Source organism: Simiduia sp. 21SJ11W-1, from assembly GCF_024138675.1.
GTDB lineage: Bacteria > Pseudomonadota > Gammaproteobacteria > Pseudomonadales > Cellvibrionaceae > Simiduia.
This window is the reverse complement of record NZ_CP090959.1, coordinates 857,021-874,949: the sequence shown is the minus strand read 5'-3', so window position 1 is coordinate 874,949 and position 17,929 is coordinate 857,021. Positions and strand designations below refer to the sequence as shown.

Here is a 17,929-nt window from a genome sequence, read left to right as displayed (position 1 = left end):
AATTTGGGCAAAGCATCTATGCACAAATTTGTGAAGTGAACCTGAAAAGGCGTGCAAAAGAAGGGAAAGGCCCCAGGGCTGCACGCAAACCTTGAGGCTGCACTTAATGGCTATCAATCAGCCTTAAACAATATCAAACAACTTCATACAACAAGGCATTAACCCAACAAGGGCGCGATAACCAGGCTCACAATCGCCATGACGTTAATCAGGATGTTCATGGCCGGGCCCGAGGTATCTTTAAACGGATCGCCCACGGTATCGCCCACCACAACGGCCTTGTGCACATCTGAGCCCTTGCCGCCAAAGTTGCCCTTTTCCACATACTTTTTGGCGTTGTCCCAGGCGCCGCCGGCGTTGGCCATGGTCAGCGCCAGCAGCACGCAAGACACCAGCGCCCCACCAAGCAAACCACCGAGCACCTGCGGCCCCAGAATAAAACCCACAAGCACGGGTGACGCCACAGCCAGCACGCCCGGCAATATCATGCGCTTGAGGGCTGCCTGGGTTGCGATATCAATACAGCGATCAGAATCCGGTTTTGCCGTGCCCTCCATGAGCCCCGGAATCTCCTTAAACTGCCGGCGGATTTCCTTGATCATATCGAAAGCGGCCTCACCCACGGCGCGCATGGTAATGGCCGACACAATAAACGGGAAAATACCGCCTAAAAACATGCCCATGAGTACCTTCGGATCATCAATGCGCAAGGCAAATCCGGGCACGTGTTTTTCAACGGTGGCAATAAACGCAGCAATAATGGCCAGCGCCGCAAGGCCTGCCGCGCCAATGGCGAACCCCTTACCAATGGCTGCCGTGGTGTTACCCACTTCATCCAGGCCATCGGTTATTTTGCGGGTTTCCTCGCCCAGGTCTGCCATCTCGGCAATGCCGCCGGCGTTGTCGGCCACTGGCCCATAGGCATCGATGGCCATGGTAATACCCACGGTGGATAACATGCCCACCGCCGCCATGCCCACGCCGTAAACGCCCACGCCCTCGGGCAATATGGCGGCGGTGGCGTAGATGATGCCGGCAATCACCAGCACCGGCACCACTACCGATTCCATGCCGGTTGCCAGGCCCGCGATCATCACCGTGGCAGGCCCGGTTTCACCACCCTTGGCGATCACGCGCACCGGCTTGCCGCCGGTGTAGTACTCGGTAACCAGGCCGATAAAAATGCCGCCCACCGCACCAAATACCACACACCACCAGACGGCACTGCTAATGCCCTGCCAGCTCAAGAGCCCATAGGCCGAGGCAATCAAGATCACCGTGGCGCCAATGGTGCCAGAGCGCAGCGCCATGGCCGGTGCGCTGGCTGCACACAGGCGCACCACCACAATGCCGGCTATTGAGCACAACAGGCCGAGCGAGGCGAGCGCAAGCGGCGCAAACATCAAGGCCTCCCGGCTGACCGCCAGCTGCTCAACCTGCACCAGCGTCATGGCAGCGGCAATGGCAATGGTGGCAATCATCGAGCCACAGTAGGATTCAAAAATATCAGAGCCCATGCCGGCCACATCACCGACGTTGTCACCCACGTTGTCGGCAATCACGCCGGGGTTGCGCGGATCATCTTCGGGAATACCGGCCTCCACCTTGCCTACCAGGTCTGCGCCCACATCGGCACTTTTGGTAAAAATGCCGCCCCCCACGCGGGAAAACAGTGCAACGGTTGAGGCCCCCATGCCAAACCCGTGAATGGCCTCGGCATGCGCAGGATTGCCACCAAACAGCAAATACAGTGCGCCCAAACCCAGCAGGCCCATTGAAGCCACCGCCAACCCCATGACCGAGCCGCCGTAAAAGGCCACGCTTAAGGCTGTGGCCGCGCCTTCATTTTTGGCGGCAACGGTGGTGCGTACATTGGCCCGCGTGGCGGTGAACATGCCGATGTAGCCGGCAATGGCCGAGCAAAGTGCGCCCACCACAAAGGCCGTGGGCGTGCGCCAGCTGCCAAAGCCGTAGGCCAAAAGCACTGTAACAATCACCAGAAACACCCCCAGAATGGTGTATTCACGGCGCATGAACACCATCGCCCCCTTGTGAATCAGCGCGGCAATTTCTGCCACAGTGCCTTCACCTGCAGGGTAGGAAACAATGATGCGGTAGATGATAAAAGCGACAAATAATCCAGCCAGCCCGAACAGGGGTGGCAACAGCAGGACGTCCATAGAAAACCCTCGTAATTGTTATCGTTTGGGCCAACCTGGTACTGCTACATCGAAAACCCGTCAATCAGCGACTGCTGTACATCCAGATGTAAGTGGCCGATTGACGGGGTACACCGGATTGCTCACAGGTAACTCGGCCACTGCAGCCAATAGTAGGACCTCCCGCCCGCCCCGGCAAATACTGCAGAAACCGCCTGTACAACGTTTGTACAAAGCACACCTTGTGATAGACTCTGCGCCCCAATTTTTAGCTCTCTAGTGGATAGTGTTATGAGCCTGCATCTGGTGCCCTCGGGCAAAAACCTGCCTGACGATATCAACGTCATTATTGAAATCCCGCTCAACGGCGACCCCATCAAATATGAAGTCGATAAAGACTCCGGTGCCATTTTTGTAGATCGCATGCTGGGTACCGCCATGCACTACCCCTGCAACTACGGCTACGTGCCGCACACCCTGTGTGGCGATGGCGACCCGGTAGACGTGCTGGTAATTATGCCCCTGGCGCTGATTCCAGGCTCTGTGGTGCGCTGCCGCCCTATCGGCGTTTTGAAAATGACCGACGAATCCGGTGAAGACGCCAAGCTGGTTGCCGTACCCCACGACAAAATCACCCCGCTGTATAAAAACGTGGAATCTGTGCGCGATTTGCCGGAAATTACCCTCAACCAAATCGCCCACTTCTTTGAGCACTACAAAGATCTGGAGCCTGGCAAGTGGGTGAAAATTGAAGGCTGGGAAGGCCCTGAAGCCGCCCGCCAGGAAATCATCGATTCCGTTAAGCGCTACGAAGACGAGCCCGAAAAGCCCCGTTTCTAAAACTTGCGCAATGAAAAAGGCCTCCACTGGAGGCCTTTTTTGTGTCTGACTGCAGCTGCCCTTAATCTGCCAGGGTGATGCCGCTGGTATCGGGCGGCGGCGGTGGCACCTCTTTCGGCACCTGGCCCAAATCAGCACCCGGCGGTGCCAACTCCACTGCCAAATCTGCCACCGCCACGGCTTCAGGCGCTTGCCGATACTGCGGCTCGATCAAATCGGCACCGGCCTCTGCGATATCAAAATCCAATTCCGGCACAGCAACGGGCGCGGCCCGGTCAATTTCCTGGGCATCTACCAGCGGGCCATCGAGTGGGCGCAGATCTGCGCTTAGCGGCTGCACATTAGCCTTGGGCACAGCCGTGGCATTGCGCTCATCGGGCGTGAGAATGTCGCCTCCAACCGGCGCAAGGCTTAAGCCTGCGGCAGCTGACGCCGCTACAGCGGGCTTGGCAACCGCAGGCTTTGCAGCAGGCTCATTGGCGGGCCCGGCAGCCTCTGGTGCGCGCGCCGGGCGCGCGCGTGCAGCGGGCGCCCGGGCGGCCTCGGTTTTTAAGGTGCCGGCCGGGCGAATTTCCACCAGGGCACCGGCTTGCGCCAACACCTTCTGGTACTTCTCGGCACTGGCGTGATCGATGGACTTTTTAAGGGGCACGGGGCTGCCGGTAAACAACCCCTCAATTTGGGCGGCCTCACGCTTGAACAGGGTTGCCATTCGCTGCTTCACCTCGGGCAGCTTGTGCCCCGGGGCAATATCACCGCGAAAAACAATGTCAAACAACGCTTCACTCATCTACACCGGCTCCTCATCACACGTTAACAGTTTTGCCCAATGTCAGCCCCGTTGCAATGGCTGTCAGCCAAAGCTGACAACCATTGCCTTCATTCGCCACTAGCAGCAATCTGCAGCCTCGCTACACTGGTGTTTTAAGGATTACCCGGCAGCGGTACACGCCACTGCCCGCATCAGGACTATGCATATGGCGTACACACGCTTTGTGGCGGATCAATCGCTCGACAACCAGCTCTCTGAATCCCGCATCGGCACCGAGGTGCGTCGCCTTGAGCAACGCATCCACCAATTACAGCAGGCCAGCCCGCCCGACACCGCAGCCATCGCGTCGCTTGCCAACCAGCTGCGCGAACGTTTAATGGTGTTGCACTGGAGCCGCGGACACCGCCAAAATAGTTTGTGAAGCCCGTCACAGGTCGCTTGCAGTCACCTCAGCAACCCTTATAATTCGGCGTCTTTAATAGAGCTTTAGCTCTTTTGGCCGCGCGAGGTAGCTGTGTCACTTAGGCTGTTAGTTGTACTACTCCCCATGCTTTTGGGGGGCTGTCAGTTATTTCAAACTCCCGAAGTAGTCACGCCTGCCGAGGTTGAGGCCCCCGCCTGCCCGGCGCCGCCCGAGCCCGTTGCCTGCCCTGAGCCCACAATCATCGAAGTCACCCAGGATTGCCCTGCGCCGGAATCCTTGGCCGCTCCCGAAGTATCCGCCCCCCCGGCCGCGGAAACACCCATTGCCAACGGCCGCGCCGGCGAAAAGCAACTGCTGATTATTGGTGCCGCCGAGTGGATTAAACTCGACCCGCCCAATCTACGGGTGCGTGCGCGCATAGATACAGGCGCTGAAGTTTCAAGCCTGAGCGCCACCAACATCATCCCTTTCGAGCGCGAAGGCAAACGTTGGGTTAGATTCAATTTCAAAGCCAATGACAAAACCGAAGAGGTAGTGTTAGAGCGCCCGGTGGTACAAAAAAACAAAGCCAAACAACACGGCACAGATACAGGCCTTGTGATCGCCCTACACCTGCAGTTGGCCGATATCGAAGAAGAGATTGACGTTGTGCTACACAACGGTACAGGCGCTGAATTCCCACTTTTGGTAGGGCGCAATTTCCTAACCGACAACGCAGTGGTCGACGTATCGAAAACCTACACCATTCGCGATTGATTTTTCAGCCCCCTGCTCAAGGTCAACTATGAAAGCACGCATTCAGCTATTTATTGTGGCCGCCCTACTTGCCGTTATCGGCACCTCCGGCGCATTGTACAAAAACCTCGCGCTCGATTTCCCGCTGTGGCCCGGCGAATCGCGCAACGTCTGGACGCTGCAATCAAAAATATCCTTTGAACCCACGGGCGACCCCATTGAGGTCACCCTGGCGCTGCCTGAAAAGCACGGCAACGGCATTATTATTGATGAAAACTTTTCGTCTTCGGGCTTTGGCTTTTTAATCAATGAAGAGCGCGAGCGCCGCTACGCGCGCTGGAGCCGGCGCGATGCCAACAATAAATCGGCCATTACCCTGCACTACAAAATGCAAGTGGTGCACGACAACAAAATTTTAAGTGAACCCGCCGCCCCCGAAGGCGAAGTGGCCAAACCACGCACCTACCCGAGCGAGCGAGAATCGCTGCGCATCTTTTTCGAACACCTGAATGAAGTATCCGGCACTGATGCAAGCTTTACCCAGCTGATGCTGAGCAAGCTCAACGCCCGGGAAAAATCCCAGGACGTATCTTTTTTGCTGTCGGCCAACAACGATGATGCCATGGCCGTTGCCGCCAAGCTTCTGGCCTACCGTGGCATCCACTTTCAAACAGTAAAGGGCGTGTACCTGCAAGATGGCCGGCGCCGGGCCAACTACGCACAATTGCTGGAAATCTACTCCCAGGGCGAGTGGATACAGTTCAACCCGGAAACCGGCGAACGCGGTTTGCCCGATAACTTTTTGGTGTGGCAGCGCGGCGGCATTTCACTGCTGGATGTCATCGGTGGTGTGAATTCCAACGTGGAATTTTCCATGGTAGTGAACACAGTGCCGGCTCGCACCGTGGCCATGATGCAAGATTTATCCAGCCAGGCGGCATTGATCGACTTCAGCATTTACTCGCTGCCCGTAGAACAGCAAGGTGTATTCAAAACACTGCTGTTAATTCCCATCGGCGCGCTGGTGGTGGTGTTTTTGCGCATCATTGTAGGGCTGCCCACTTCAGGCACCTTTATGCCCATTCTGATTGCCCTGGCATTCATTGAAACCGGCTTGCTGGCGGGCCTGCCCATGTTTTTGCTGGTGGTAGGTGTGGGCCTCTGGATTCGCTACTACCTGAGCCATTTAAACCTGCTGCTGGTGGCACGGGTTTCGGCGGTGATTATTGTGGTGCTCGGGCTAATGGCATTTTTCAGCATTGCCAGCTACAAGCTCGGCATCGATTCAGCCATGAGCGTGACCTTCTTCCCCACCATTATTCTGGCCTGGACCATCGAACGCATGTCTACCCTGTGGGAAGAAGAGGGCCCGCGCGATGTGGTAAAACAAGGGGGCGGCAGTTTGATTGTGGCCATCATCGCCTACGGCTTGATGACCAATAGCATTGCCAAGCACCTCACCTTTAACTTCCCCGAGTTATCGCTGGTGCTGTTGGCGCTGATCTTGATGATTGGCCAGTACAGCGGCTACCGCTTAAGCGAGCTGTATCGCTTCCGCCATATGATTGCCGCGCAAAAGCAGGCGGCTAAAAGCCAACAGGCGGGCCAATAACATGGGCTGGTTTGCAAGCCCCGGCAAGTTGCGTGAGGCGGGCGTGCTGGGCATGAACCGCCGCAACGTGCAGTGCATTTTGCGCTACAACAAGCGCAGCCTCTACCCACTGGTAGACAACAAATTAAAAACCAAACTCGCAGCGCAAGCGGCGGGCGTGGCGGTGCCGGAATTGGTAGGCGTGATTGAACACCAGTTTCAAATAAAAACCCTGCTCAACCTAATTGGCGAGCGCACCCAGTTCGTTATCAAACCCGTACAGGGCAGCGGCGGCAAAGGCATTTTGGTGATTGTGGGCCGCGATGGTAACGACTTCATCAAACCCTCTGGCCAACGCGTCAGTGTGGATTACATTGCCCGCCACGCCTCCAATATTTTATCTGGCCTGTTCAGCCTTGGCGGGCGCACCGATCAGGCCATGATTGAGGCGCTGATAAATTTTGATGAGGCGCTTGCGCAATACAGCTATGAAGGCGTGCCCGATGTGCGCGTGGTGGTGTATCGCGGCTACCCGGTAATGGCCATGATTCGCTGCGCCACACACAGCTCAGACGGCAAGGCCAATTTGCACCAGGGCGCAGTGGGCGTGGGCCTGAACCTCGCCAACGGACGCGCTATTTGCGCGGTGCAAAACGGGAGCCTGGTAAACAAACACCCCGATACAAATCACGCCTTCGACGATTTGGAAGTACCCAGCTGGCACGCCATATTAATGCTCGCCTGCGGCGCCCATGAGATGACGGGCCTGGGCTACCTGGGTGCAGATATCGTGCTCGATAAACTCTACGGCCCACTCATTCTTGAATTGAACGCACGCCCCGGCCTATCCATTCAGGTGGCCAACCAAACGGGTTTGTTAAATCGTTTGAAAGTGATTGATACCCAGTGCGAGCAAGGGCCACAAAACGTAGAGCAACGCGTGGCGTTTTCCCAGCAGGCTTTCGGGTTATAGCGCAGCCCACGCGCTGCCCTATTCCTCTGGCAAGTTGTGATTCATCTGGCTTGCCGGATTTGGCGATTTCGGAGCGCCCACAATTTTTGCAGGCACTCCGGCCACCGTATTGCCCGCCGGCACCGAGCTTAATACCACACTGCCGGCGGCAATTTTGGCACCCGCACCAATGGCGATATTACCCAGCAATTTTGCCCCGGCGCTAATCAGCACGCCCTTACCCACCTTCGGGTGACGATCGCCTTTCACGTAGCCGCTGCCGCCCAGGGTAACACCGTGCAACATAGACACATTGTCTGCCACCACGGCGGTTTCACCGATCACAATACCGGTGGCGTGATCCATCATGATACCCGCGCCCAATTTGGCTGCCGGGTGAATGTCTACGCTGAAGGTCTCGGCAATCTGGTTTTGAAAATACATGGCCAGTGCGCGCCGTTCGTGGCGCCACAACCAATGGGCAATGCGGTAGCCCTGCAGGGCCTGAAAGCCTTTAAAAAAGAGCAGCGGCATCACCGCATAGTGGCAGGCCGGGTCGCGCTCCAGGCAGGCCTGCACATCGCGGGTTACCGCCTGCACAATGGCGGGCTCGGCGGCCAGCGCCTCATCAATTACCTGCCGCAACAAGATGGCGGGCAAGTTGGCGCTGTCGAGCTTGAGCGCCAGGGTGTAGCTCAATGCCGAGCACAAGGTGGGGTGATTGAGCACCGCACCGTGGTAAAAACTTGCCAGTGCCGGCTCATCTTTACTGAAGGTGCGGGCTTCATCGCGCATGATTTGCCACAAGTTGGCCACCGCCATCATAAAAACTGCTCCTGCCAGGTGAGAATATGGGCAGGTAACTGCGCCATATCGCTAAATACCCACACATCGGGCGTTGCCGGTTGCGGCGCATCGGGCTGATACCAACACACGGCCATGCCCGCCGCCTGCGCCGCCTGCACGCCCTGCACGCTGTCTTCCACCACCAGGCAGTGTTCGGGCGCAACCCCCATTTCGGCGGCCGCCCATAAAAACAGATCGGGCGCGGGCTTGCTCTTGGGCACATCCACCGCGCTGAAACAACTCAGCCCAAAGCGTGCCTTTAAGCCCGTATTGCCGAGGGTGATGGCCATTTTTTCGTAATCGCCCGCCGAGGCCACGCAAAAGGGCAGGCCCGCCTGCTGTAGCTCGGCCAATACCTGTGTGACGCCTGGCACCGGCTGCACACCGGCAAGCTGCACCAGCGTTTGTGCCTGCATCACCCGCCACAATTCATCGGTGCCAGGCGCGCCCAGCCATTGGCCGATAATAGCCTGGCACTGGCGGGCGCTGTTGCCCTTAAAGCGGGCCTGCACCTCGGCATCGGTCATATTAATGCCGGCAGCGCGCAGGTGCTGGGCCAACACCCGGTTGGCCACAGGCTCGCTATCCACCAGCACGCCGTCACAATCGAAAATCACCAGCGGCTTAAACGACATAGCGCGCCACCAACCCGGGCAGCGCCGCCAGCACCTCATCTTTTAAGGCGATATCTGCCTGCGCCAGCACCGCGTGTAGCTCGGCGCAATTAAATTGCTGGCTATAGGGCTCGGCCAGAGGTGTGTAGCTTAAATGCCAGGGCTCTGGCGCCACGCCACCCTGGTCTTGCTCATAGGGGCGGGCAAAGGCGGATTGGGAGCTAAGGTATTCATTCAACCATGCATGAAAGGGCGCCATAACCCCCTCGCATTCGGCCACGGTAAGCGCCAACCGGTAGCCGGCCGTGCACACGCTGGTATCGTAGATGTCGAAATCCGTACCCCAGTGGTGGCGCGAGGCGCCCGGCAGTGCCGACCAGCGCAATATAGCCGCCAGCAAGGCATCGGGTGCGAGCACTTTGGCCACCAAGGGCGCGCCGAGACTATCGAGCAAAGCCCGTTCACCGCGCGCCTTGGCGTTGAAAATAGCCAGCTGGCGCGAAAAATCCCGATAACCACTGGCAATGGCGGGGGCAAATCCCGCGTCTTGGGCGGCCTGGGCCAGGCTTTCGAGCGCCGGTACCAGCGCCGGTTGCACCTGCCCACCCAGGCACGACACCAGCGGTGGCGGGGCTATGCCATAAATCAACGGGTTGGCCGGAGCGAATTTTGAAATCATTGAGATTGCGCTTATCAAATCAAGGGGTATTATAGCGTTTCGACATAAAAGCGACATGCCTGCCCCGCATGCGGGTCAAACCATAATAAAAGCAACTGCAGGAGCAAGACACTATGACGTCTAGTCAGGGCGATTTACAGGATTTAAAGAACCTCGGCGCAGCTTCGGTCAATATATTGCGTGCTATTGGCATCAACAGCTACGATGATTTGAAAGCTGTGGGGCCAGTTGCCGCTTACCGCCGCATCAAGGCGCGCGGTATTAATGTCTCCAAGGTAATGTTATATGCTTTGCAGGGCGCTTTAACCGACACCCATTGGAACGATTTGGCGCCCGATCTGAAAGCCAAATTAGTGGAAGAAGCCGAACGCGAGAGCGCAGCCGAACCGAGCTAGCGCATCGCCCTTTGCCAGCACAGCGAGCGCACTTATGCACCTACCCGAAACACAATCTGAACACTTAAGTGAGTTAACGCAGAAGCTGCGCGGCCTGACCGAGCTGCTCACCCAAGGCGTGCCGGCCGGCGAGTCTATGTATTTTGCGCAGAGCCCCGACATCTTCGCCGAGCTGCCCGCCAACCAACTGCTGCTCATCACCGAGGGCAGCGTTAATCTGGAACGCAAGGGCAAGCTACTGCTGGAATACGAAGCCGGCGACCTGCTGGGCTTGTCGCGCATGCTGCAACTGCCAGAGGGCAAGCTCATCGGCAACCAGGCGCGCTGCTTGGTGATCAACCGCGATGCCTTGATTGGACATGTTAACAGCAGTGCCGAATTACAAAAGCACTGGGCCCACTACCTGATTTGCATGGCCACGTTTTTTCGCGAGTGTTTCGCCATGGAAAACCGCGGCACCTTTCAGCCCAACACGGGCTTTATGTCGTTCTCTGCAGGCGAGGCCATTATCAACCAGGGCGACACCGCCAACTGCGTGTACACCTTGCTGGAGGGCAGTGCCGAGGCCGTGCGCGATGGCGTGAAAGTGGGCGACATCCACACTGATGAGATTTTTGGCGCCTTGGCAGTGTTTACCCGCCAGCCCCGCAATGCCAGTGTGATTGCCAAAACCGACTGCTCGGTAATGGCCGTGCGCAAGGAAGACTTCATAGACCTGGTAGAGCACCAGCCGCACATTTGCATCAGCCTCATTGAGGAGATGGCAGCCAAAATCAATCAGCTCAACCAGCAAGTGGCTGCAGGTAGCTAAGCGCCGCAACTCGGTCGTTCACAACTGGCCGTTCACAACTGGCCGTCCGCAACTGGTCGTTCACAACTGGCCGTCCGCAACGGGCCGCTCAACAACAGGCGGCCTGCGACCTACTGCCCCACCTCTGGCGTGAAAGTCCCGGCGTGTGAGTGCGCCCATATTGAATTTTTCACACTCGCCACCATCTAACTCTCCGTGAAGGCCGTATGCGCCTATTAATGATGTGAGGGTGTTTATTGTGATGCGAATTGGCTTATTTCTGTTAACCAACCTGGCCGTGGTGCTGGTGGCGAGTATTGTGCTCAGCCTGCTGGGCGTTAACTCCTACTTCGCAGCCTCGGGTTCGGGCCTGGATCTGGGTGCGCTGCTGGTGTTCTGTGCCGTATTCGGCATGGCAGGCAGCATGGTGTCTCTTTTTATCTCTAAATGGATGGCCAAGCGCGGCACCGGCACGCGTATTATCACCCAGCCACGCAATAACCAGGAGCAATGGCTGTTGGTAACCGTTGAGCGCCTGAGCAAAAAAGCCGGCATTGCCATGCCTGAGGTGGGTATTTTCCCCGCCCAGGAGTCCAACGCCTTTGCCACTGGCTGGAACAAAAACGATGCCCTGGTAGCCGTCTCCCAAGGGTTGCTCGACCGCATGGATCAAGAGCAGGTTGAAGCCGTGCTGGCCCACGAAATTGGCCACGTGGCCAACGGCGACATGGTGACCCTGTCGCTCATTCAAGGCGTGGTAAATACCTTTGTGATGTTTTTCGCCCGCATTATCGGCAGCACCGTAGACCGGGTGGTATTCAAAAACGAAAACGGGCACGGCCTGGGCTTTTTTATCACCACCATTATTGCCGAACTGGTGCTGGGTATTTTGGCCTCAATTATTGTGATGAAGTTTTCACGCTGGCGGGAATTTCGCGCCGACCACGCAGGCGCCACACTGGCCAGCCGCCAGGGCATGATCCGCGCGCTGCAAGGTTTGCAGTTGGAACAAAAACGCGCGCTCGAATCCAGCATGCCAGACAGCCTTTATGCCTTTGGCATTAACGGCAACCTGCGCTCGAAGCTGGGCGACCTGTTTGCCAGCCACCCGCGCCTGGAAGACCGCATTCGGGCCTTGCAACAGGGTGCTTAAGTGACCCTGCCCGAAGGCCAGGCCACCACGCCGCAGTGGTACCCGCTCTGCCCCGCCGATGCCATCGGCACCGGGCAGAGCAAACAGTTTTCAATCAACGGCACCGCCCTGTTTGTAGTCAATCAGGGCGGTTGCTATTTCGCCTTTGAAAACCGCTGCCCGCACCTGGGCATTGAATTGCAGTGGCAGCCAGACCGGTTTCTGGATGCCGAAGGCGAGTTCATTCAGTGCAGTACCCATGGCGCGCTGTTTCTGATTGAAGACGGCGAGTGCATCGCCGGCCCCTGCCGCGGGCAATCACTGCGCCCACTGCCCATAAAAACTGACGCAGGCCAACTGCTTATCAAAGTGCCGTAACAGCACTTCAGTTTGCAGCATCTGCGCGGCCGGAACCGGCCACCAAGGCATGAACGCTTCGTTCGGCAACCCCTAATCCAGCACTACCGGCAACGGTGTATCCAGCACCACTTCCGCGGCCGACATACGCGCCCGCCAGGCCAGTACCTCCACCCCAGCGGCCACCACTTCACGCAACAAACGCCCGTATTCCGGGTCAATGGCATCGGCCGGTGCCACCCGGGTAACACCCGTGTGCTGCACGCAAAACAGCAGCACCGCGCGCTGGCCCGCTGCCACCATGGCCGCCAATTCGCGCAGGTGTTTGGCACCGCGCGTGCTCACCGCATCGGGAAACTGGCCCAGGCCATCGCCCTCGTGCAGGGTGACGTTTTTAACTTCCACGTAGCAATCTGGGCGCCCGGGTTGCGTCAGTAAAAAATCGATGCGGGATTTTTCTTCACCGTACTTCACCTCGCGCTTGAGCTCGCTGTAACCGGCAAGTTCACGCACCCGGCCCGCGCGCAAAAGCTCCTCCACCAACGCATTGGCGCGATGGGTATTAATGCCTGCCAAAAAGCCATCGGGCGTGGTGGCAAGCTCCCAGGTGTGCGGGTATTTGCGGGTTTTACTGTCTGATAGCGAGTACCAGCAGGGCGCGCCCTCACTCAGGCAGGCACGCATAGAGCCGGTATTGGGGCAGTGAATGGTAATCTGCTCACCCTCGGGGCTGATCACATCCGCCAGAAATCGCTTGTAGCGTTTGATGAGCTTGCCCTCAATTAACGGCGGATCAAATTGCATTGCGTGTGCCCTCTTGGTGGCGGTTATTTTTTAGCCAAAATCCCGGTAAAACTGCGCGCAGTGTAACACCCAAGCGGCGCCCAAACCGACGGCAAAACAGTGGCGGGCCGCCCCGGAATCTGGTAGTTTGCTCCGTTCGCAACAGGGGGGGCTTGAAATTCACGCGGCCACCCCCATTCTGCACAACCCGGAAGTTTTAGAAGAGGCGTCAACATGCCCAAAAATGCAGCCAAAGAGTCAGTAATGGATGGCTCAACAAACTTCACACCCTACAAAGAAAAGAAGGGTGAGGAGTACATGAATGAAAAGCAGCGCGATCATTTCAAGAGCATCCTTCTGAACTGGAAGCGTGAACTCATGGAAGAAGTGGATCGCACCATGAGCCACATGAAAGATGAGGCTGCCAACTTCCCCGATCCGGCCGACCGTGCCAGTCAGGAAGAAGAGTTCAGTTTGGAATTGCGCACCCGCGACCGCGAGCGCAAGCTGATCAAGAAGATCGATAAAACCATTGAGCTGATTGAGCAAGACGATTACGGGTACTGCGAAACCTGTGGCGTTGAAATTGGTATCCGTCGCCTGGAAGCGCGCCCTACAGCCACCTTGTGTGTAGATTGCAAAACCCTGGCGGAAATCAAAGAAAAACAGATTGGCGGCTAAACGCCAGTACCGATTCAAAGGGCGATTTATCGCCCTTTGTTGTTTTTAGGCACCGCGCCCATGAACCGCCCCTACCGCGGCAGATTTGCCCCCTCGCCCACAGGCCCCCTGCACTTTGGCAGCCTGATGGCCGCACTGGCCAGCTGGCTGGACGCCCGCGCCCACCAGGGCACCTGGCTTGTGCGCATGGAAGATCTAGACCCACCCCGCGAAGTGGCCGGCGCCGCCCAACACATTATTGAAGCACTGGCCGTACACGGTCTGGAATCCGATGAGCCGGTACTGTTTCAAAGCCGCCGCCTGAGCGCCTATGACGCACAACTCGATTGGCTTGCAAACCACGGGTTCCTCTACCCCTGCAGTTGTAACCGCCAACGGCTAAACAGCCTTGGGCGGGTGTACGACGGCCATTGCCTGCGCCAACCACCCGCGCCCGCTGAGGCCACCGCGCTGCGGCTGCACCTGCCCGCACCCGAGCGCCCCGTGTACTTTGAAGATGCCATTCAAGGGCCCCAGCGGCAGGTGCCCGCGCAGGACTTTGGCGATACCATTCTAAAGCGCAAAGACGGCCTGCATGCCTACCAACTGGCGGTGGTGGTAGACGACATACACCAGGGCATTAGCCACGTGGTGCGCGGGGCCGATTTGCTGGATGTAAGTGCGCGCCAACAGTTGCTGTTCGAAATTCTGGGTGCCACACCGCCCCGGTGGGCACACATCCCCGTCATCAACAACCTGCAAGGCCAAAAGCTCAGCAAGCAAAATCACGCCCCGGCGCTGGACCTTACGCGCCCGGGTTTCAACCTCTACCACGCCCTGCGCCTGCTCGGCCAACAGCCGCCCCAAGCCCTTGAAAGCCAATCACCGGGTGCGCTGCTTACCTGGGGTGCCGCGCACTGGCAGGCAGCCCGGGTGCCGCGCCAGCCCAACTGCACAGACCCGCTGTTTAGCCACTGAGGCGGATTTTGTGCGCGCTCTCGTTGCCAAGTGCAGGGCCGCCACTTACCATGGGCCGCTTGCGCACAACGACCGGAATTCATGCCCAATTCACGCCTGATCATCCTCCTGTTACTGGTGGCCTATATCTTCTCTCCCACGCTGTTTGGCTGGGTGATCAATGAAGAGGGTTCCTGGTACCGGCCATTTATTATCTGGGTTTTAGTGATAGTAATTGCTTACTTCATTCAAGCCGCCGGCAAGTCGAAGCGCAATGACCTTTAGCCTGATTGAAATTTCATTGCTGTGTGTGGGCTATTTGCTGCTCATTTTCGGCATCGCCTGGATTACCGAAAACGGCTGGATTCCCGACCGCGTCATTCGCCACCCGCTTACCTACATTTTGTCGCTGGGAATCTTCGCCAGCGCCTGGTCTTTCTATGGGGTGGTGGATCTGGCCTTCCAGTATGGCTACGGCGCACTGGCCTATTACCTGGGCACCGGCGCCCTGTTTTTGTTTGCCCCGGTGGCCATTCGCCCGCTGGCAGATCTGGCGCGCCGCTACCAGATTCACTCGCTGGCCGATTTGCTGGTGTTTCGCTACCACTCAAACCTCTTGGGCGCGCTCGGCACCCTGTGCATGTTTTTGGGCGTATTGCCGCTGCTGGCTCTGCAGATTCAGGCGGTATCAGACACCCTGCGCATCATCACCGTAGACAGCCTTCCCGCCTGGGGCCTGGGCGAAAGCGGCGTGACCCTAAAACAGGTGCTGGCCTTTATGTACTGCGCCCTGCTGGCCACCTTCACTAGCATGTTCGGCTCTAACCGCGAGCAACACCGGGGCATGATTACCGCCATGGCCTTTGAATCGCTGTTAAAGGTGTGCGCCATCTGCGCGGTGGGCCTGTTTGCGGTATTCAATGTATTCGATGGCGTGGCCGGGCTCGACCAATGGCTGCTGGATCACCCGGAAAACATCGCCCTGCTGCACAACCCCATGAAAGATTCCGCCAGCTCCACCCTGATGCTGGTATTTTTTGCCACCGCCGTGGCCATGCCGCACATCTTTCACATGAGCGTGGTGGAAAACCCCATGAAGCACACCACCCAAACGGTGAGCTGGGCGTTCCCGCTGTTTTTGTTGCTCATGGCACTGCCGGTGTTCCCCATTCTGTGGGCCGGTTTCGAGCTGGGTGTGCCCCTGCCTGCCCAGTATTTCACCTTGGGTGTGCCCATTTACGGCGAGGCCCCTACCCTCACGCTCATCGCCTTTATTGGCGGCCTCTCGGCGGCCACCGGCGCCATGGTGGTGATTGCGCTGGCCATGGCCACCATGCTGCTCAACCACTGGCTGCTGCCGGTTCTGCAGCTGAGCTACCAAACCGACATCTACGCGCGCCTGATGTGGTTGCGCCGGGTGCTGATTTGCGTGGTGTTTTTATCGGGCTTCGGGCTGTACCTGTGGTTCGACAGCAACTTCTCGCTGGCACAATTGGCGCTGATGGCGTTTATTGGCACCCTGCAGTTTTTGCCCAGCATCTCGGCGGTGGCCTACTGGCCCAAGGGTAATCGCCTGGGCGCCACCTGTGGCCTGGCACTGGGCGCGAGCCTCTGGTTTATGGGGCTGTTCATGCCCTCGGTACTGGATATATCCCTCTACCAGCTGCCAAGCCTGGGCCTGGCACTGCCCGTGGGCATCAATTATTGGAGCGAAATCACGCTCATTTCGCTGGGCGCCAACACCCTGGTATTTGTGCTGCTGTCGCTGCTTACAAGCCAGGGCGAAGACGAGCGCTTCAGTGCCGATATCTGCGCCGATGACGAGCTATCCCAACCCCTGCGGCTGTCGCTTGAGCTGCGCTCGGCCCGGGAATTTCGCGCCCGCCTGGCCGAAGTGCTGGGGCCACAATCGGCGCGCGATGAAGTGGCCCGGGCGCTAGGGCAGCTCTCGCTCACCATTGATGAACGCCGCCCCTACGCCCTGCGCCGCCTGCGCGATCAGATTGAGGCCAACCTCTCGGGCTTGATGGGCATCGGCATCGCCAACGATATTCTCGACCGCTGCATCCCCTACGCTGTGAGTGAACAGCGCCACACCGCCGACATCAACCTGATGGAAAGCCGCTTAGGGCAACTGCAATCGCACCTCACCGGCATGGCGGCAGAACTCAACAAACTGCGCCTGTACCACCGCCAAACCCTGCAACTATTGCCCATGGCCGCCTGCTCTCTGGGCCAGGACGGCGAGATCATGATGTGGAACGACGCCATGAGCCGGCTCACCGGTATTGATGCCGAGGCCGTTACCGGCTCAAGCCTGGAAGACCTGGCAGACCCATGGGGCAGCCTGATTCGCAGCTTTGCCCACAGTGAAGACAACCACCGCTACAAGCAAAGCGTGGAAATCAACCACCGCACCCACTGGATCAGCCTGCACAAGGCACTGCTTGAACAAACAGAAGTGGAAGACGGCCTGTTCGACGGCCAGGTGATCCTGCTGGAAGACGTTACCGAAACCCAGCTGCTTGAACAGGAGCTGGTGCACAGTGAGCGCCTGGCCTCCGTGGGGCGGCTGGCGGCGGGTGTGGCCCACGAGATTGGCAACCCCATCACCGGCATTGCCTGCCTTGCGCAAAACCTGCACTACGACTCCCAAGAACCGGAAGTGCACGCCACCGCAGACCAGATTCTGAGCCAAACAGACCGCGTATCGCGCATTGTGCACTCGCTGGTGAGCTTCTCCCACTCGGGCGGCGGCGAGGAACGGCTGGTGGAGCCCATGAACATCCACACCTGCGCGCAGGAAGCCATCGCTTTGATTTCGCTGCAAAAAGACAAGCAACAAGTGATATTCACCAACCACATAGAACCCGACATCAGCCTGTTGGGCGACAGCCAGCGCATGATCCAGGTATTTGTGAACCTGCTCTCTAACGCCCGCGATGCCAGCCCCGAGGGCGCCGAGGTGTGCCTGTGGAGCGACGAGGCCGAAGAGCATGTGGTGGTGAGCGTAGAAGACGAGGGTTCGGGCATTCCGCCGGAACTGATGGATCGCATTATGGAGCCGTTCTTTACCACCAAAGAACCGGGCCAAGGCACGGGCCTGGGGCTCGCCATGGTGTACTCCATTGTTGAAGACCACAAGGGCAGCCTGAGCGTCACAAGCCCCGTGGATACCGAGGCCGGCCGGGGAACGCGGTTTGATATCCGCCTACCCCTTGCATAACGCCGCCGGGTTGGTAA

General features: G+C 58.2%; 19 protein-coding genes. 13 read left to right on the top strand and 6 right to left on the bottom strand.

All coding sequences use genetic code 11. From position 1 onward, the window contains the following. Positions 1-158: 158 nt before the first annotated feature. Entirely contained in the window at positions 159-2,180 is a 2,022-nt protein-coding gene (locus L1F30_RS03860; RefSeq protein ID WP_253359647.1) for a sodium-translocating pyrophosphatase, read from the bottom strand. A gap of 270 nt (positions 2,181-2,450) precedes the next feature. On the opposite strand from L1F30_RS03860, the gene ppa reads away from it, so the two are divergent. Then, a complete protein-coding gene (gene ppa / locus L1F30_RS03855; RefSeq protein WP_253359645.1) occupies positions 2,451-2,999 on the top strand; it encodes an inorganic diphosphatase in 549 nt (182 codons plus the stop codon). Between the two features lie 61 nt (positions 3,000-3,060). Here ppa and L1F30_RS03850 read toward each other — a convergent pair whose 3' ends face one another. Beyond that, a complete protein-coding gene (locus tag L1F30_RS03850) occupies positions 3,061-3,789 on the bottom strand; it encodes a hypothetical protein (protein ID WP_253359643.1) in 729 nt (242 codons plus the stop codon). A 187-nt stretch (positions 3,790-3,976) separates the two neighbouring features. On the opposite strand from L1F30_RS03850, the gene L1F30_RS03845 reads away from it, so the two are divergent. From L1F30_RS03845 to L1F30_RS03830, 4 genes are all read left to right on the top strand, one after another. Then, positions 3,977-4,192, top strand: coding sequence for a hypothetical protein (locus L1F30_RS03845; protein ID WP_253359642.1), 216 nt, complete (start codon positions 3,977-3,979; stop codon positions 4,190-4,192). Between the two features lie 93 nt (positions 4,193-4,285). Continuing rightward, positions 4,286-4,951 (top strand): RimK/LysX family protein, encoded by a 666-nt coding sequence (locus L1F30_RS03840; protein WP_253359640.1) that lies wholly within the window; start codon positions 4,286-4,288, stop codon positions 4,949-4,951. 28 nt (positions 4,952-4,979) lie between these two features. Beyond that, the gene (locus tag L1F30_RS03835; RefSeq protein ID WP_253359632.1) at positions 4,980-6,542 is read left to right on the top strand and encodes an inactive transglutaminase family protein; all 1,563 of its coding nucleotides are present in this window, start codon (positions 4,980-4,982) and stop codon (positions 6,540-6,542) included. 1 nt (position 6,543) lies between these two features. Next, complete coding sequence (locus L1F30_RS03830) at positions 6,544-7,494, top strand: alpha-L-glutamate ligase-like protein (RefSeq protein WP_253359630.1); 951 nt, start codon at positions 6,544-6,546, stop codon at positions 7,492-7,494. A gap of 18 nt (positions 7,495-7,512) precedes the next feature. Here the strand turns inward: L1F30_RS03830 and cysE are convergent, their stop codons facing one another. The 3 genes from cysE to L1F30_RS03815 are packed head-to-tail and all read right to left on the bottom strand — an operon-like array spanning position 7,513 to position 9,612. Further along, a complete protein-coding gene (cysE, locus tag L1F30_RS03825) occupies positions 7,513-8,298 on the bottom strand; it encodes a serine O-acetyltransferase (protein ID WP_371922648.1) in 786 nt (261 codons plus the stop codon). Continuing rightward, on the bottom strand, positions 8,295-8,954 hold the full coding sequence (locus L1F30_RS03820) for an HAD family phosphatase (protein WP_253359628.1): 660 nt from the start codon (positions 8,952-8,954) through the stop codon (positions 8,295-8,297). The genes cysE and L1F30_RS03820 overlap by 4 nt, the downstream gene beginning before the upstream one ends. Next, the gene (locus tag L1F30_RS03815; protein ID WP_253359626.1) at positions 8,944-9,612 is read right to left on the bottom strand and encodes a M15 family metallopeptidase; all 669 of its coding nucleotides are present in this window, start codon (positions 9,610-9,612) and stop codon (positions 8,944-8,946) included. The genes L1F30_RS03820 and L1F30_RS03815 overlap by 11 nt, the downstream gene beginning before the upstream one ends. Before the next feature lie 113 nt (positions 9,613-9,725). Here L1F30_RS03815 and L1F30_RS03810 point away from each other — a divergent pair, with 113 nt between their 5' ends. The 4 genes from L1F30_RS03810 to L1F30_RS03795 all read left to right on the top strand — a co-directional run bounded on the left by L1F30_RS03810 (position 9,726) and on the right by L1F30_RS03795 (position 12,307). Next, positions 9,726-10,007: a TfoX/Sxy family protein gene (locus L1F30_RS03810; RefSeq protein ID WP_253359624.1), complete on the top strand. Its 282-nt coding sequence runs from the start codon at positions 9,726-9,728 to the stop codon at positions 10,005-10,007. 34 nt (positions 10,008-10,041) lie between these two features. Continuing rightward, positions 10,042-10,818, top strand: coding sequence for a cyclic nucleotide-binding domain-containing protein (locus tag L1F30_RS03805; protein ID WP_253359622.1), 777 nt, complete (start codon positions 10,042-10,044; stop codon positions 10,816-10,818). 238 nt (positions 10,819-11,056) lie between these two features. Continuing rightward, positions 11,057-11,950 carry a protease HtpX gene (gene htpX, locus L1F30_RS03800; RefSeq protein ID WP_305879918.1) on the top strand — a complete coding sequence of 298 codons (894 nt, stop codon included), beginning with the start codon at positions 11,057-11,059 and terminating at the stop codon, positions 11,948-11,950. Further along, on the top strand, positions 11,951-12,307 hold the full coding sequence (locus tag L1F30_RS03795; protein ID WP_253359620.1) for a Rieske (2Fe-2S) protein: 357 nt from the start codon (positions 11,951-11,953) through the stop codon (positions 12,305-12,307). Positions 12,308-12,379: 72 nt separating this feature from the next. On the opposite strand, the gene sfsA is transcribed toward L1F30_RS03795, so the two are convergent. Beyond that, the gene (gene sfsA / locus L1F30_RS03790) at positions 12,380-13,090 is read right to left on the bottom strand and encodes a DNA/RNA nuclease SfsA (RefSeq protein WP_253359618.1); all 711 of its coding nucleotides are present in this window, start codon (positions 13,088-13,090) and stop codon (positions 12,380-12,382) included. 213 nt (positions 13,091-13,303) lie between these two features. Between sfsA and dksA the strand changes: the two genes are divergently transcribed. The 4 genes from dksA (at position 13,304) to L1F30_RS03770 (ending at position 17,912) form a co-directional block, all read left to right on the top strand. Then, positions 13,304-13,750: an RNA polymerase-binding protein DksA gene (dksA, locus tag L1F30_RS03785; protein ID WP_253359616.1), complete on the top strand. Its 447-nt coding sequence runs from the start codon at positions 13,304-13,306 to the stop codon at positions 13,748-13,750. A 60-nt stretch (positions 13,751-13,810) separates the two neighbouring features. Next, positions 13,811-14,707, top strand: coding sequence for a tRNA glutamyl-Q(34) synthetase GluQRS (gene gluQRS, locus L1F30_RS03780; RefSeq protein WP_253359614.1), 897 nt, complete (start codon positions 13,811-13,813; stop codon positions 14,705-14,707). An 81-nt stretch (positions 14,708-14,788) separates the two neighbouring features. Further along, complete coding sequence (locus L1F30_RS03775) at positions 14,789-14,971, top strand: hypothetical protein (protein ID WP_253359612.1); 183 nt, start codon at positions 14,789-14,791, stop codon at positions 14,969-14,971. Further along, positions 14,961-17,912: an ATP-binding protein gene (locus L1F30_RS03770; protein ID WP_253359610.1), complete on the top strand. Its 2,952-nt coding sequence runs from the start codon at positions 14,961-14,963 to the stop codon at positions 17,910-17,912. The genes L1F30_RS03775 and L1F30_RS03770 overlap by 11 nt, the downstream gene beginning before the upstream one ends. Positions 17,913-17,929: the final 17 nt, after the last annotated feature.